The sequence below is a fragment of the Brachymonas denitrificans genome, from assembly GCF_907163135.1.
Lineage (GTDB): Bacteria > Pseudomonadota > Gammaproteobacteria > Burkholderiales > Burkholderiaceae_C > Brachymonas > Brachymonas denitrificans_A.
Map to the genome: position 1 here is coordinate 2,152,969 of NZ_CAJQUA010000001.1, position 16,079 is coordinate 2,169,047.

A 16,079-nucleotide genomic window follows, 5' to 3' on the forward strand; every position below is an offset into this window, starting at 1 on the left:
CGCCCAGTCCGGTGCCTCCACACCCAAGCCCCATCCGGAGCCGTCCATGCCGCCATCGCCAGCCACCCGCCCCTGCCTGTTCATCTCGGGCGCCGCCGCCGGCATCGGTCGCGCCACCACGCGCCTGTTCGCTGCCCGCGGCTGGTTCGTCGGCATGGGCGATATCGACGAAGCCGGCATGGCCGAACTGGTAACCGAACTCGGCGCCGACAAGGCCATGGCGCTGCCGCTGGACGTGCGCAGCCCCGACGACTGGCATGCCGCGCTAGCCGCCTTCCACGCCCGCACCGGCCGGCTCGACCTGCTGGTCAACAACGCCGGCATCCTGATCTCCGGCCCGCTGCAGGACAACACCCTGAGCCGGCACAACGCGCAGATCGACATCAACGTCAAGGGCGTGCTGTATGGCTGCCATGCCGGCTTTGCCTATCTGGCCTCCACGCCGCGCGCGCAAGTCATCAACCTGGCTTCCAGCGCCGCCTTCTACGGCCAGGCCTCGCTCGCCAACTATTCCGCCACCAAGTTCTACGTGCGTGGCCTGACCGAGGCGCTCAACATCGAATGGCAGGACCACGACATCCGCGTGCGCGACATCATGCCGCTGTTCGTGCGCACCGCCATGGTCGACGACATGAACGCGCAAAGCATCCGCCGCCTCGGCGTGCACCTGACGCCTGAGGACGTCGCCGCCGTGATCTGGAAAGCCGCGCAGCACCCCGGCTGGGGCAAGGTGCACTGGCCGGTCGGCGCCCAGGCCTCGCTGCTGTACAAGCTGACCGCAATCACGCCGGACTGGCTGAACCGGCTGGTGGCGCGGCGTATTGCGGTATGAAGCATCCGGGTCGGTAGCTCTGCCATCAAGCCCTCGGTGCCGCCCCCGGTACAGGATGTACGCTTGCACTGCTGGACCCCTCCTGCCCCAACAGGCAGAATGGGCGCATGATGCAGTCCCAGCTCCCCTCCAGCCCCGCCAGCGAGCGCAACAAGCAGCCCATTCTCGAAGTGCTGCACAGCTGGCTCGGCCCCACCGGCCAGGCGCTCGAAATTGCCAGCGGCACCGGCCAGCACATCGTGCACTTCGCGCAGTCCCTGCCCGGCTGGCACTGGCAGCCCAGCGATCTCGACAACTCGCTGTTCGAAGCCATCCGCCAGCGCAGCGCGCAGGCCGGCCTGGACCGCATCTTTCCGCCCGTGCTGCTCGACGTCCGCGCCCCGCACTGGGAGCTGCCCGGCCCGGTTGCCCCCGTGGAGGCCGATCCGCAGGCGGATCCGGATACCCCTGCAGTGCCGCAGTTCGACCTGATCTACTGCGCCAACATGCTGCACATCGCCCCCTGGGAGTGCTGTGCCGGCCTGATGCAGGGCGCAGCCCGCCACCTCGCACAGGACGGCCTGCTCGTCACCTACGGCCCCTATCTGGAAGATGCCATCCCCACCGCCCCGAGCAATCTGGCCTTCGATGCCGACCTGCGCCGGCGCGATCCCGACTGGGGCATCCGCCAGCTGGCCGATGTGGCGCGGGAATCCGAAGCCGCCGGCCTGCAGCTGCAGCAGCGCGTGACCATGCCGGCCAACAATCTGCTGCTGGCGTTTGCCAGACAGGCACCGGGCTGACTCACCGTCGCGCCGGCAACTTGGCGCATGCTCCCAAAGCAAATGGGGCGCCCGCAGGCGCCCCATTTCGCATTCAGACCACAAGCCCGATCAGCTCACGCCGAGTCGCTTGTTGATGAACCACTGCTGGGCAATCGACAGAATGTTGTTCGTCAGCCAGTACAGCACCAGGCCGGCCGGGAAGAAGAAGAACATCACGCTGAACATCAGCGGCATGATCCACATCATCTTGGCCTGCATCGGGTCCGGCGGCGTGGGGTTGAGCCACACCTGCAGCAGGCTGGTGGCCGTCATCAGGATCGGCAGGATGAAGTAGGGATCGGGCGTGGACAGGTCCTTCACCCACAGAATCCAGGGCGCACCGCGCATCTCGACGCTGGACAGCAGCACCCAGTACAGTGCAATGAACACCGGAATCTGCACCATGATCGGCAGGCAGCCACCCAGCGGGTTGACCTTTTCCTCGCGGTAGATGCGCATCATCTCCTGCTGCATCTTCTGCGGCTCTTCCTTGTAGCGCTCGCGCAGAGCCTGCACCTTGGGGTTGACGGCCTTCATCTTGGCCATGCTGGCGTAGGCCTTGTGGTTAAGCCAGTAGAAGGCGGCCTTGAGCAGCACCACCAGCGCCACGATCGCCCAGCCCCAGTTGTGCAGGAAGCCGTGCAGGAAAGTGAGCAGCCAGTACAGCGGGCGTGCCAGGATGGTGAGCCAGCCGTAGTCCTTGACCAGGTCCAGGTTGGGTGCCACAGCGTTCATCAGCTTTTCGTCCTGCGGGCCGACGAACAGGGTGCTGGTGAATGTCTTGGTGGCACCCGGAGCGATGCTGCCCAGGTTGAACACCTGTCCGGCCGCATACAGGTTGCCCACCTTGCGCACGAAATTCTCGCGCTGCTGGCCGACCGGCGGCAGCCAGGCGCTGGTGAAGTAGTGCTGGGCCATGGCCACGTAACCGTCCGGTGCATTGCGCTGGAACTTCAGCTCCTTGCCCTTGTCCACGTCGGCAAACTCGACCTTCTGGTACTTGCCTTCGTCACTGTAGAACGCAGGGCCGGTGAAGGTGGAATAGAACATGCTGCCGGCCTGCTTGCTGCCGTCGCGCACGAACTGCTGGTACAGCTGCGGCGTTACGGCCGTGCTGCCGGTGTTGACCACGTCATGCTGCACACCGATGGCATAGCTGCCGCGCGTCAGCGTGTAGGTCTTGACCAGCTTCACGCCACCCACGGGCTCGGATTCGAAGCGCACCTGCATGCTCTTCTGGCCGTCGGCCAGGGCACGTTCAGGAGTGGCGAGCTGCATGGGCGTCAGGTGGCTGGGCAGGTTGCCGCCGGCCAGGCCGGTCTGGGCCAGATACTGGTGGCTGGGCGTGTCCTGCAGCAGCACAATGGGCTGGCTCTTGGCGTTCTTGGAGTCTTCCGGGTACTTGAGCAGCTGCGCGCCCACCAGGGTGCCGCCATTGCTGTCGAAGGTCAGCTTGTAAACGTCGGTGCTGATCTCGGTGCGCTGGCCGGCCGTGACGGTGCCGGCGGGACTGGCTGCGGCAGAAGCTGCCGTGGCGGCGGCCGTGGCAGCCGGAACCGTGCCGCTGGCTGCGCCGGAAGCAGCCACCGCAGGGGCCTGGCTCGGGAAGAAGGTGGCGGGTCGGCCGTTGTGGACCTGCCACTGGTCCCACAGCAGGATCAGCGCAAAGCCAAAGATGACCCACAGAATGGAGCGGCGGATATCGTTCATGAAGAATGCTTGGTTGAAGACAGGGAGTCGTCGGAAGGGACGGCGTCCCCCGTCGCGGGCTTGCCCAGCAGGCTGCTGAACAGGCGCGGTTTGTCGGCGGGCACCGGGTCGCAGCCGCCGGCGCACCAGGGTTGGCAGCGGCCCAGCCGCTTGACGGTGAGGTAGCTGCCCGCCAGTGCGCCATGCTGCTCCAGCGCCTGCAGGGCGTAGGCCGAACAGGTCGGCTCGAAGCGGCACGACGAGCCCAGCCAGGGGCTGAGCAGCAGTCGGTAGGCCTTGACGCCGGAGATCAGGAGCTGTTTCATGGTGCAGCGCGCATTGTGCCAGAAGGCGTTGTCGCCGGTGGATTCGGCGCGCTGGCGGCAGCCGGAGCAGATGCGGCGTGGCCCGGAGCACCGGCCGCATCGGAGGCGGCAGTCCTGGCGCGCGCGCCGGCCGTGTGCAATGGCACCCGGGGCAATGGCCGCAGCTCCTGCCAGGCAACCCGCGCAAACAGCTGTTGCAGCTCGGTGCGCACGGCCACGCGCAGGGCGTCGGACGTGGCGCTGATGAAACGCTTGCGGTCGAACTCGCTGCGCAGGCGGATCACCAGGGCGGTCTGCTCGGGAATCTGCGCCACATGGGCAGCGGCCACGGCGCGCATCTGGCGCTTGATGGTGCTGCGCGTGACGGCGCGGCGCGCCCAGCGCTTGGGCACCAGCACGCCGCAATGGCGGCCCGGCGCAAACAGCGGGCGCTGTACCGGCGCAACAAGGCCGACCCCTTCCTCTGTGGCGGGGGCCGGCTGCCAGTGCAAGGCATGCAAAACAAAATGGGGCGTTCGCCCCACGATGTTGCCCTGCATCACGGCCTGGAACTGGGCGCTGGTCTGCAAGGATTGCATCAACGGCGGCGCAGTGGCGTGGCGGGCGTGGGGATTGCGCAACCGGCGAAGGCGGCAATCCGGCCGGCTGGGATCAGACAGCCAGGCGCTTGCGGCCCTTGGCGCGGCGTGCGTTGATGACGGCGCGGCCGCCCTTGGTCTTCATGCGGACCAGGAAACCGTGGGTACGGGCGCGGCGGGTTTTGGAAGGCTGGTAGGTGCGTTTCATGGGAAAAATCCTCGGGAAGTCGTGTTGTTATGTCGGGGCTGCGAGGCAGCTTGCCAAGTGCGCACAGCGCACCGGCCTGACTGCAGCAGCGCGGCTCACACCGCCTGCCCAGCCCCTGTTCTCCCGTAAAATTTCGGGAAAGCTCGTGATTATCACAAAAATTTCGCGCTTGATCAATCACTTACTGCCCCAGTCACGTATGTGGCGGCAAAAATACCACCCACGGGGCCGCCTGGCCTAGAATGGAAGGTCCCGCTGCCAGTTCCGAACAAGCGTGCAGTCCGGCCTTGCGCCCGGATGCCGATAGCAGCCTGCTTCCCCCCGTTTTTTGCCTTTCCGCGCCCCCATTGCCTCTGATGTCTGCCGAAGCCCTTGAACCCGCCAGTGTGCCTGATACGGCCTTGTGGCAGGCCTGCATGGATGTGCTGGCCCAGGATGTGCCTGCCCAGCAGTTCAACACCTGGATCCGCCCGCTGCAGGCGCGCGCGCAGGGCGAGGCGCTGGTGGTGGAGGTGGCCAACCGCTTCAAGCTGGACTGGATCCGTGCGCAGTACCTGCCGCGCATCCAGCAGATCCTGGACCAGCTGGCCGACCAGCCGGTGGCGCTGGAGCTGACGATTGCCGCGCGCCAGGCGCGCCCTGCCGTGGCCCGCACCGCGCTGCGTGCTGCCGCCATGGCTGCCGCGCCCGCCCCCACGGCCGAGTACCGCAATGGCGGCGCCCCGGCCGCAGCGCCGCAGGGCGCTTATGGCGGCAACGCCTACCAGCACGACATCTGGCAAAGCGTCGATCCCGTCGCCGCCTTGCAGCCGCCCCCCCAGGCCACCCGCCTCGATCCGGCCCGCACCTTCGAGAATCTGGTCGAGGGTAGCGCCAACCGCATGGCACGTGCCGCCGCCATGCACGTGGCCAGCACGCCGGGCCAGCTGTACAACCCGCTGTTCATCTACGGCGGCGTCGGTCTGGGCAAGACGCACCTGCTGCAGGCCGTGGGCAACAAGCTGCTGGAGCTCAAGCCCAACGCCCGCGTGCTCTACACCCACGCCGAACAGTTCGTGTCGGACGTGGTCAAGTCCTACCAGCGCAAGACCTTCGACGAATTCAAGTCGCGCTACCACTCGCTCGACCTGCTGATGATCGACGACGTGCAGTTCTTTGCCGGCAAGGACAAGACGCAGGAAGAATTCTTCAACGCCTTCGAGGCGCTGCTGTCCAAGCGCAGCCATATCGTGATGACCAGCGACACCTATCCCAAGGGCCTGGCCAACATCACCGAGCGTCTGGTGTCGCGTTTCGACTCCGGCCTGACGGTGGCGATCGAACCGCCCGAGCTGGAAATGCGCGTGGCGATCCTGATGAACAAGGCGCAGGCCGAGGGACGCGAGCTGCCCGAGGACGTGGCCTTCTTCGTCGCCAAGAACGTGCGCGCCAACGTGCGCGAGCTGGAAGGCGCGCTGCAGAACATCCTGGCCTATTCGCGCTTCAGCGGCCGCCCCATTGATATTCAATTGGTGCGCGAGGCGCTGCGCGACCTGCTGTCGATCAAGAACCGCCAGATCAGCGTGGAGAACATCCAGAAGACGGTGGCGGATTTCTACAAGATCAAGGTCGCCGACATGCACAGCAAGAAGCGCCCGGCCAACATCGCCCGCCCGCGCCAGATTGCCATGTATCTGGCCAAGGAAATGACTCAGAAGAGCCTGCCCGAAATCGGCGAGATGTTCGGCGGGCGCGACCATACCACGGTGCTGCATGCGGTGCGCAAGATCGGCGGCGAGCGCGCCAACGATCCGGATCTGAACCAGCAGCTGCACGTGCTGGAGCAGACCATCAAGGGCTGATCAGACCTTCGCGCGCCGCTGGCGCCTTCGCAAAGCGCCCATGCATGCGGCAGCCAGACGTGCCAACGCCACAGGTGCGCCCCGGCCGGGGCACATTCGGCTGTCAGGAGCCCCGCAGGGGATTGGGCATGCGCAGCACCACGTCGTCCGAACTGTTGTTCAGGCGCATGCGCAGGAAGGATTTGGCCGGCCAGGGATGGCGCAGGATGGCATCGCGCTCGTCCTGCCAGCGTCGGGGATCCACCCGTGGCTGCAGCCGCATGAACAGGCGCTCCAGGCCCTGCTGCAGCAGGGCCAGATAGGATTGCGCGGACTGCCCGTAGACAGCAGCCAGCGCGCGCGCCAGCTCGATGAGATGGCACAGCAGGAAGGCGTGCATGACCTTGTCGCGTACCGGATGCACCTCCTCGTACAAGGTCAAACCCGCCCGGTAAGGCTGCAGGCGCAAACCTTGAACCTGCAGCGTCGGCGCATGCACGCGTACATCACCGAAATCACGCACCAGCAGCCGACTCGGCTGGCCGCGCGCATCCAGCACGACAAAGCTGTTCTGCTGGTGCGCTTCTAGAGCAATGCCATAGATCAGATACAGCTGCAGTACTGCCTGCAGCGCCATCTCCACATAGGCCAGGTAAAAGGCCCGCGCGCCTTCTGCATGGTCGCCATAGCCCTGCGCCACGGCATCGGTCACCAGCAAGCGCCCGTCGAACGGCGACGGGGCAAACAATGCCCCCACTGGCACGGTCTGCTCGCCAGCGGCGGTCAACGTGACCGGATGACGACGATACAGCACGCTCAGGTGACGGGATACGTCGTCATTGCCCTCGGGGTGTCGGTAATGCAACCCCGCCAACTCATCGACACAGGCCAGGTGCCGGCGAATCTCCGGCTCACGCGCCAGCACATCGCGCAGCAACACGGTCAGGCGTGGCCCCATCACCGTCGACTTGGGTGAAACGGTGCGCTCAGCCGATGTCAGCCATAACGAGACCGGGAGCTTAATGTGCGGTACGGCTGCACCCTGCTCGCAGCTCACGGTACGAAAGGACATGGTCGGCGCCGCTGGCCAGTGCACTTCCTCCAGCAGTATCAAATCCCCTTCTTCCAGCAGGCGGGCAAAGCGCTGGGACACGCTGTACCTGGCTTGCCAGGGATGCAACGGCAAGGGCAGCCAGTCACCGGCACGCATCCCGCGCCGCGCCAGCGCATGCTGCCAGGCTAGGGCGACCTGCGGCCACTGCTGGCCAAACCAGTCCCGGTAATCGGCAATCTCCGGCACCTGTGTCACGTTGGCACGCTCAATGCGCAAGGCGGCCAGCACCAGCGCCAGCCGCGCTCCGAATTCGGGGGACCAAGCCAGCACCTGCTGGGCGGTCAGGCCCCCTTTGGCCTTGTAGGTGGGATGGGTCGGGTGGCCCTGCGTGCCCCACTGTTCCAGCAGCAGCAAGGCGCGGGCAGCATCGATCTCACGCAAGGCACCGAGAAAACGGCTTGACGTCGCCCCGGCATAGTCAGCCCTCAGCTTCCTGCCCCAGCACTTGCGGTGCGCCATCGCCAGCGCATCATTGGCAACACTGTTGTCCAGCTCCAGCTCCAGCCGATCGACGGCAGCTGGATCGATCTTGTCGTGCAAGGGCGCCACCAGCCGCAGCAGCGCGGCTGCGGTTTCCATCGTTACGGCATGTTCATGCCGACTGTGGCAGACCACGGCTTCAGGCGCTTGCCAGAGGTCGTCGCAGGCTGCATTCGGGCGCATGCGGGTCAACTGCAGCGTGCGTGCATCATCGAGCGGCAGCCAGGCTGAACCTTCCCGGTAGGTCAACCGGTCTTGCGGCAACATCCCTTCGCGCAGCATGGCCGCCAGCGTGCGTTGCAGGCAACGCCGGTGTGCCTGCGCCATCCATGCATCGTCCACCGTCGCCCCCTTGCCTGTTCGGCGCCCCCACGCGCCTGATCCACCTTTGTTGCAGAATCGTCGACCATCCTGCTTTGATCCAGGAGATCAACTATACATTCGTAATAATAATCATTATTACATCTTGTTTTATGCGCATTGCCTGTTAAGTAGGAACCTGTTTTGTAGCACGGCAATTCGACGAGCCTGTGTCGGACGCCACCGCGACCTGTGAGGATCTGGAAGGGGCGCCCCTCAGCGGCCGCCGAGAATATCGCCACGGGACAGCCCGTAACGTTCCATCTTCGCGTAGAGCGTGCTCTTGGCAATGCCCAAGCGCCGAGCCGCTTCGGTGAAGTTGCCGTGGCTCGCACGCACCGCGCGCGCGATAAGCACCTCCTCGCTCTCTGCCATGCTGGGTACGATGCGCTCATCTGCCGGCTCAGCGCCGCGGGAAGACGTATCCGTCACAATATCCAGGGAATGGTGGTCGATATCGACGTCGTAGTCGCCCACCGCATCCCGAAGATTCATCAGCACGCTGCCTTCGATCACATTGCGCAACTCACGGACATTGCCTGGCCAAGTGTAAGCCTGCAGTGTCTGCCTTGCACGTACCGACAACTGCCCCGGCACACGCCCATGTTGCTCCAGGCTGCGTTGCAGGAAGCGCTCTGCCAGCAGCACAATGTCGCGAGTCCGCGCCCGCAGTGGCGGGATGCGCAATGTGGTCACGGCAATGCGGTAGTACAGATCCATGCGGAAGCGCCCCGCTGCCACTTCCTGCCGCAAGTCGCGATGCGTAGCCGCAATCAGGCGGAAGCTCGCCTTGCGCGGCGTGGTTTCGCCGAGAGGATAGTATTCACCCTGCTCAAGCACGCGCAGCAGCTGGGGCTGCAGGTCGAGCGGCATTTCGCCAATCTCGTCCAGAAACAGCGTGCCTCCTGCTGCAGCCTCCACCTTGCCCGTCATGCCTCCCTTGCGCGCCCCGGTAAACGCGCCTTCGCCGTAGCCGAACAGCTCACTGACTAACAGCTCACGTGACAGGCCGCCGCAATTGAGCGCCACATAGGGACCATGGCTGGCATGAATGCCCTTGGCAAACTCCTCCTTGCCAACCCCGGTTTCGCCCAGGAGCAGCACTGCCGACCGGGAGCGCGCAAGCAGTTCGGCACGCTCGAGCACCTCCCGCATGCCTGCATCCTCGGTGAGAACATGGGCGAAGTTGTCCGAAGGTGGCGTTCGCCAGGAGTGCGCAGCGTCGGACTGCTGGCCGGTGACAACAGAGCCCCCCGCGGGCGGCAACCAGGACGATCTGGCCGCCGCTGCCTGCGGAATGATCACCAGAGTGCCGATCTTTTTGCCCCCGACCTGCAACGGCTCCAGCCATTCGGCTTTCAGCCAGTCCGGCAACGACGATCGGGCCTGAACCAGCCCCTGTCCAAGCGCCAATGCCGGCAAGCGACGCACGGCCGTCAGGTCCATGGTCCGCCCGCCTTCCAGCACCACGGACTGAGCAAGCTCGTTCGCCTTCACCAGTCCGCCGCGTCGGTCGAACAAGGCGATCGCCGTGCGTCCGTCGGAACGCCAGTGCCCCATCACCTGCTCCAGCAGGCGATAGCGGCGCTCCAGCTCGTTCAGGCGCATGCGGCTTTCGATGCGACTGGCAGTCGTCACCGCCAACGCCAGGCTTTGCGGGCTGTAGCTGCTGCTCAGACCGGAAACGTCCACCACCCCCACGATGTCTCCATCCAGCGGATGCCGCACCACGGTCGCCGAGCAGGTCCAGTTCTTGATGCCGGCGCAGAAGTGCTCCGACGAATGGATTTGCACAGGCTGTTCCACCGCTAGTGCCGTGCCGATGGCATTGGTGCCGCACAGCGCCTCGCTCCAGTTCGCACCGGGCATCAGGTGGATCGAAGCGGCTGCGTCCTGGGTGCGCAGATCCCCTTCGGCATTCAGAATGGTGCCGGAGGTATCCGCCAGCAGCATCATGGACCCGGTTTCCGCCAGAAGGTCGCGTGCCTGCGCCATGATGGGCGCGCTCGCTTCGAGCATGTCGCCCAGATTGGTGCGCAGCAACACCAGGTCGTCATCCGAGACTGGCGTCGGGCCAGATATGCGGTGCGGGTCCACATTGGCCTTGCGGCAGCCCTGCCAGGACATGTCCACCAGGCTGCGCAATTGCTTGCGCCCCTCGGGATCGCCACGTACAAAGGATTCCCAGGCGTTGCGCACCGCGCTTTCCAGTCGCGGGTCGGCAAACAACTGCTCGAACTGGATCACCATATCCTCTCTCCACTCGGCATGCGGGCTGGCCGCAAACCGCCTGCTTTCAAGTGCGTCTCCATACTTGCATGACAACCATAATGAATTGGTAGGGAGTCGATTCTTCAATGAACGTCCCTGCGGGACAATGCCAACTTTCCCTAGCGAAATCGGGCCCATCCGCCGTCAATTCTCGCAATCACTTACACCTCGTTCGATTTTCGGACGCTTCCAAAAAAAAACCGCCCGGGTCCGGGCGGTTGGCCAAGGCAATGCTGGCCCAGTGCGAAGGACGAAAAACTCCCTCAGGCGCGTGCCGGCAACGGCAAATTCACCCACTCCTTGTAGAAGGTTTCGATATCCGGCTCGAAGTCGTGGATCACTGGGTACCAGGGCGTGGGTGCCTCCACGTCGTGCATCGTACCGCACTCGGGACAGTAGTACTCGCGGTAGACCTGCCACTGGGTGTCAGGCGACATCAGTTCGGGGTAGATCTCGCCCATGGCATCCTTGGTCTCGCGCACGTAGACATTGGCCTGCAGCTTCCAGTTCTCGCGGTAGTCACCAAAGCTATGGCCGCAGTCACACTTGGTTTCCCACTTCCTGGTCTTGGCATCGCTGACGATATAAAGGTGCGGACCCAGCGGCAGCACGATCTGATCCTTCATGCCGGTTTTTTCCTGCAAGGCCTTCACATACATCTGAAAGCGCTCGCCATCCTTGGGCATGGAGAGCATGCGCATCGTGGTGTCCCAGTCCAGGCGACCGTCGACCATATTGCTAATTTGTTCCTGTGTGTACTGACTCATGGTTGTCTCCAGAAAATAAGGTGTACTCGAATCTCAGAGGGTGTCCCGGCAGCCGGCGCTGACCTGGAAGCAGGCCGTGCAGGGGATGCGCGACAGCCGGGGCGAGCTACGTGTCCAGCAGGGGCTTATTCCTCTACCAGCGTCACGACCGTCACGTCGGGCATCTTGCTCAGGTCCATGCGGAACTTGGAGCCATAGCTGGGAACATCCAGTTCGCTCTCGTCCAGCACCCACTCGGGCGGCAGCGTCCAGAAGCTGCGGAACTCATCCAGGAACTTGCTGGACAGGCCGAAGCTGGTGGCATACATGTGCTGCACCGGCGTGGCGGCATCTTTGCGCAGAATGCGTTCGCGCTCTGTCTTCATCCACTCCTTCACGGGCTTCGAGCGGGCCACACGCTCCTTGCGCATTTCGGTACGGCGGGCTTTTGTCGCTTCCGCGTCGACATGCCAGATGCCTTTCTCGTCCTGACTGCAGACAGCGCCGTAGACCTTTTCGGCATACTCGGGCAGCAGGCAATCACCATTCAGATCCTTCGCAATTGCATCCACTTCACGATCAATCGGATCGCCAAAACCCGGGCCACCGCGCAAATAGTTCAGGTACAGGTCGTAGTTGTCGTAGCAGTCCTCAGTCGTCATGCACTGGTTGTCGCGCTTGACCACGGCACCGCGGGACAGGTGCTTTTCGTACTCGCCATCGTCCGGATTGCTGTCGCCACCCAGGGGCAGGCTCAGGCCCTTGGCAATGCGGTCCTTCAGGCCGGTCTTGTGCGCTTCGAAGCGGTAGCCAGTGGCAGACGGGTAGCCGCCCATCATGCCCCAGTCGCTATTCATGTAGCCATTGCCCATGAAGAACATGGTCCAGTCCTGGGCGTTCCAAACCATGCGCAGCGTCTCGAAACCGTTGCCGCCACGGTATTTGCCGTAGCCCCCGGAGTTCTTCTTGATGTTGCGCCCCATGTACAGCAACGGTTCCGCCATTTCCCAAATCTCGATATCGCCCATATCGCCTTCGGGATTCCAGATGGCGGCAGCGTGGTTCAGGCCGTCCTTGATGGCACAGGCCCCGGTACCGCAGCTCGAGGCCTCGAAACTGTTTACGGCATGGATTTCGCCATCCTGGTTGATACCGCCGCCCTGCAGCCAGTTCGACGTATTGGCGTTGCCGGCGTTGACCTCTTCCAGATAGCCGCGGCTGAAGTAGGCTTGTCCCAGTCCGCGCCACAGCGCCGACCAGCCGGAAACCAAGAAGTGCCAGGCATAGGCGTGGCCGGTGCGGCGGTCATCCGGATTGCACCAAGCACCCTTGGGCAGGTGGAACTCGGTGCCATAGTAAGCGCCATCGTTGATGCGCTGCGTCGGCACCAGCGTCTGGCACATCATCACCCAGATGCCGGACGTGAAGGCCACCTGGTGCGCGTTGAAGGTATGCCAGCCCCAGCGGTTGGCGCCTTCAAAATCGAGCCGCCACTTGCCATCGCTTCTGATCGTCATCTCGCAGGGCGAGTGCATAATCGAATCCAGCTTGGCAAACGCGTTGGAAGTCTGCACGTCTTCATGCTTGTAGGGCACGTCCACGAACGACACCTTGCGGTACTTGCCCGGCAGCGTCATCGCCTTGATGCGTGTGCCCAGGCCCCGACGACCTTCCTCGCTTACCTCGTGGCTGAACTTCAGGTAGTCCTCCAGCCCTTCTTCCGCCACCACTTCCTCGATCAGGTCACGGATCATGTGGCAGCCGGCGATACGGGTTTTCTCGTCCAGGATCCAGTACTTGGGCGTACGCACCGAACGCTGGGATTCGTGTAGCCAGTCACGGAACGGCTGGTCGTTGGCACCGGTCTTGCGGCAAGTGATCATGTAGCCGTCACCAAAGCGCTGTGCCTGGCCGGTGGACATGGAACCCGGCGTTACAGCACCGGTATCGATCACGTGCGTCACGCCACCGACCCAACCAATCAGCTTGCCCTTGACGAAAATCGGCACGATGGTGGCGATATCGCAGGGGTGCACGTTGCCGATGGCGCAGTCGTTGTTGGTGAACATGTCGCCCGGGTTGATGCCGGGGTTGTTCTCCCAGTCATTCTCGATCATGTACTTGATCGCCGCGCCCATGGTGCCCACGTGGATGATGATGCCAGTGGACGTCAGCACGCAGTCGCCGGCGGCGTTGTAAAGCGTGAAGCACAGTTCGCCTTCCTGCTCCACGATCGGGCTCGCGGCAATCTTCTTGGCCGTTTCACGTGCATGCACCAAGCCACCACGCAGCTTGGAAAACAGTTTTTCGTACTTGATCGGATCGCTCTCGCGCAGTTCCAGCCTGCTCAGGCCATCGTAGTGCCCTGTGTTGGCAGTGCGCTCCAGGATGCCGTCGCGGAATTGCTTGAGGGTCTGGCCGTTGCCCAGCAGGTCGGCAAATTGGGGTTTGAGTACAGCATTCATGATGTGTTGTCTCCTTGTGTTCGATGGTGGGACTTAGTGGCGGGCCTTGCTGCCGGTTTCGCGCAGGTGGAACAGGCGGTGCTTGTCGAGCGTGGTGGCAAAGCCGTCCGGCACGACGAAAGTGGTGGCATCGGATTCGATGATGGCGGGGCCAGTGATTTCGTTGCCAGGCTTGAGGTCCTCCATCTTCCACAGCACGGCATCGACCCACTTCTTGTGGCGATAGAACTTGCGCGTGCCGAGCCTGGCGGCTGCCGGGGGCTCCTTGCCCTCTTCCGGATCTTCCGGCAGCACGGGTTTCTGCGTCACGACGGTGCCGCGCATGATCACGCCGGTCACCGAGAAACCCAGTTCCGGCGAACGCGCCGCACTGGCATACACGCGGGAGTAGGTGTCCTCGAAGGTCTCGACCATTTTGTCCCAGTCGCCTTCGCTGGCTGCCGTGTGGATCGGGGACACGATCTCCAGATCGTTCAACTGCCCCATGTACTGCATGCGGAAGCCCGGGCGCAGAATCACATCTTTGGCCTCGAAGCCATTGATCCTGAATTCCTCCACCACCTTGGCCGCCAGTTCCTCCCAGCCTTGCTGGATGGCACGGGCTGCTTCGCGCTTGTCTTCGGGCGAACCATCCTGTGGCACGGCCAGATCGACGGACTTGTCGTAGCGATACTCGAAATCGGCACAGGCACAGCCAAAGGCGGAGAAGCCCGCCGCCCAGGCCGGCACGATCACGTCCTTGAAGCCGAGCCCTTCGGTATAGCCATAGGTGTGCACAGGGCCGGCACCGCCATAGCTGAAGCAGACGAAGTCGGTCGGGCTATAGCCCTTGGCAGCCACGTTGGAGCGCAGGTACTCACGCAGTTGCAAATCCAGCAGTTCGATCACGCCCGCCGCTGCATCTTCCACGCTCAATCCCAGCGGATCGGCAATCTGCGCCTTGACGTGCTGACGCGCCCGCTCCACATCGAGCTTGATGGCGCCCCCGAGGAAGTTGTCCGGATTGAGGTAGCCCAGCACCACGTGGCAGTCGGACACGGACACGGTATCCAAACCACTATCCGCCCAGCAGGTACCGACACGATAGCCGGCAGAATCCGGGCCTAGCTTGATGGAGTTGCTGTACGGATCAATGCGCACAAACGATCCCGCACCCGCACCCACGGAGTCCATCGTCACCAGCGGCAGCGACAGCACCAGGCGTGCCATGTCCGGATCGGAGGCAATGGCGAAGTTTCCCTTGGTAATCAGCGCCATGTCGAACGACGTGCCGCCAATGTCGGAACAGGCAATGTTGTCGTAGCCCAGCGTCTCCCCGAGCAGCTTGGAGCCGATCACCCCGCCAATAGGGCCCGAAACGATGGTACGCGCCAGTTCGGATGCCTTCCAGGAAATGGTACCGCCATGCGTCGCCATCACGCGCAAGTCGAACTTGGCGCCATGCTTCTTGAAGCGGTCGCTCACCTTCTTCAGCGTCTGGCGCGAAGGCTCGGCCGCATATGCCTCCAGAATGGTGGTGTTCATGCGGTGGCTTTCCTTGCGCGCGGGGTAGTAATCCACGCTGGCAAACACTGGCACCTCAACGTCGAGCTTTTCCAGTTCGCTCTTGACGATGTCGCGCACCATTCGCTCGTTATCGCCATTCTTGTGCGATTGCAGCAGGCAGATCACGATCGCCTTGGCGCCTTCGTCAATCAACTCACGCGTCGCCTTGCGTACTTCGGCCTCGCGCACCGGAATAACCACGGTGCCTTGCACATCGGTGCGCTCGGTCACCCCACGCGTGCGTTTCAGCGGAACCAGTGGCTCGTCGTAGCGGTGCGTATTCAGGTGGATGCGCTCCTCCAGCGCATAGCCCAAATAGCTCTGGATGGCACGACCCATGGAGTGCACATGCTCGAAGCCCTTGTTGCAGATCAGGCCCACATCCAGGCCCTTGCGCTGCACCACCCGGTTGAGCATGGCGGTACCACTGAAAACGCAAGTCACCAGTTCGGGATACACATCATCCACGGTGCGCTTCCAGTGCGCCAGCGCGTCTTCGGACGAATTGAAAATGGCGAGCGATTCATCCTGCGGATTACTCTGCGCCTTGCCCACCACAAAGCGCCCGTCCCCGCGAACGAAGAACGTATCGGTCATCGTGCCCCCGGCATCGATGCCCATCACCTGAACCTTGGTCTCCATAGATGTCTCCTGACTGTTATGTGCGAACACCCCATGTGCTCGCCATTTATCCAGCAGGATGCGTGCCAGTTTTCGAGAACACGCCAAAACCTGTCGCAAGCCATTGATTTGATTGGCACACTAGTGGAAAACCAGAATAAGTCAAACCCCCGGCAGGTGCATGGACATGCGTAGCAAGATCGAACGTTTCGTCCGGGTTG

General features: G+C 63.4%; 12 protein-coding genes. 3 read left to right on the forward strand and 9 right to left on the reverse strand.

What is annotated here, in order from left to right; all coding sequences use genetic code 11:
- Positions 1-46: 46 nt before the first annotated feature.
- Together KKQ75_RS10080 and KKQ75_RS10085 are read left to right on the forward strand one after the other, a co-directional pair.
- Positions 47-832, forward strand: coding sequence for an SDR family oxidoreductase (locus tag KKQ75_RS10080; protein WP_213362010.1), 786 nt, complete (start codon positions 47-49; stop codon positions 830-832).
- 107 nt (positions 833-939) lie between these two features.
- Positions 940-1,614 carry a DUF938 domain-containing protein gene (locus KKQ75_RS10085; protein WP_213362011.1) on the forward strand — a complete coding sequence of 225 codons (675 nt, stop codon included), beginning with the start codon at positions 940-942 and terminating at the stop codon, positions 1,612-1,614.
- Between the two features lie 90 nt (positions 1,615-1,704).
- On the opposite strand, the gene yidC is transcribed toward KKQ75_RS10085, so the two are convergent.
- The 4 genes from yidC to rpmH form a co-directional block, all read right to left on the reverse strand.
- The gene (gene yidC, locus KKQ75_RS10090) at positions 1,705-3,345 is read right to left on the reverse strand and encodes a membrane protein insertase YidC (protein ID WP_213362012.1); all 1,641 of its coding nucleotides are present in this window, start codon (positions 3,343-3,345) and stop codon (positions 1,705-1,707) included.
- Entirely contained in the window at positions 3,342-3,650 is a 309-nt protein-coding gene (yidD, locus tag KKQ75_RS10095; RefSeq protein WP_213362013.1) for a membrane protein insertion efficiency factor YidD, read from the reverse strand. The genes yidC and yidD overlap by 4 nt, the downstream gene beginning before the upstream one ends.
- Complete coding sequence (locus KKQ75_RS10100) at positions 3,647-4,228, reverse strand: ribonuclease P protein component (protein WP_213362014.1); 582 nt, start codon at positions 4,226-4,228, stop codon at positions 3,647-3,649. Before KKQ75_RS10100 ends, yidD begins: the two co-directional genes overlap by 4 nt.
- A gap of 73 nt (positions 4,229-4,301) precedes the next feature.
- A complete protein-coding gene (gene rpmH / locus KKQ75_RS10105) occupies positions 4,302-4,436 on the reverse strand; it encodes a 50S ribosomal protein L34 (RefSeq protein ID WP_012207856.1) in 135 nt (44 codons plus the stop codon).
- Positions 4,437-4,792: 356 nt separating this feature from the next.
- On the opposite strand from rpmH, the gene dnaA reads away from it, so the two are divergent.
- Positions 4,793-6,277, forward strand: a complete 1,485-nt coding sequence (gene dnaA / locus KKQ75_RS10110; protein ID WP_213362015.1) for a chromosomal replication initiator protein DnaA — start codon at positions 4,793-4,795, stop codon at positions 6,275-6,277.
- Between the two features lie 103 nt (positions 6,278-6,380).
- Here dnaA and KKQ75_RS10115 read toward each other — a convergent pair whose 3' ends face one another.
- The 5 genes from KKQ75_RS10115 to KKQ75_RS10135 form a co-directional block, all read right to left on the reverse strand.
- A complete protein-coding gene (locus KKQ75_RS10115) occupies positions 6,381-8,192 on the reverse strand; it encodes an IucA/IucC family protein (RefSeq protein WP_213362017.1) in 1,812 nt (603 codons plus the stop codon).
- Positions 8,193-8,426: 234 nt separating this feature from the next.
- Positions 8,427-10,619, reverse strand: a complete 2,193-nt coding sequence (locus KKQ75_RS10120) for a sigma-54-dependent Fis family transcriptional regulator (RefSeq protein ID WP_250131064.1) — start codon at positions 10,617-10,619, stop codon at positions 8,427-8,429.
- A 125-nt stretch (positions 10,620-10,744) separates the two neighbouring features.
- Entirely contained in the window at positions 10,745-11,248 is a 504-nt protein-coding gene (locus tag KKQ75_RS10125; protein WP_213362019.1) for an acetone carboxylase subunit gamma, read from the reverse strand.
- Positions 11,249-11,373: 125 nt separating this feature from the next.
- A complete protein-coding gene (locus tag KKQ75_RS10130; protein WP_213362021.1) occupies positions 11,374-13,692 on the reverse strand; it encodes a hydantoinase B/oxoprolinase family protein in 2,319 nt (772 codons plus the stop codon).
- Between the two features lie 33 nt (positions 13,693-13,725).
- Positions 13,726-15,879 (reverse strand): hydantoinase/oxoprolinase family protein, encoded by a 2,154-nt coding sequence (locus KKQ75_RS10135; protein ID WP_213362023.1) that lies wholly within the window; start codon positions 15,877-15,879, stop codon positions 13,726-13,728.
- Positions 15,880-16,079 lie beyond the last annotated feature (200 nt).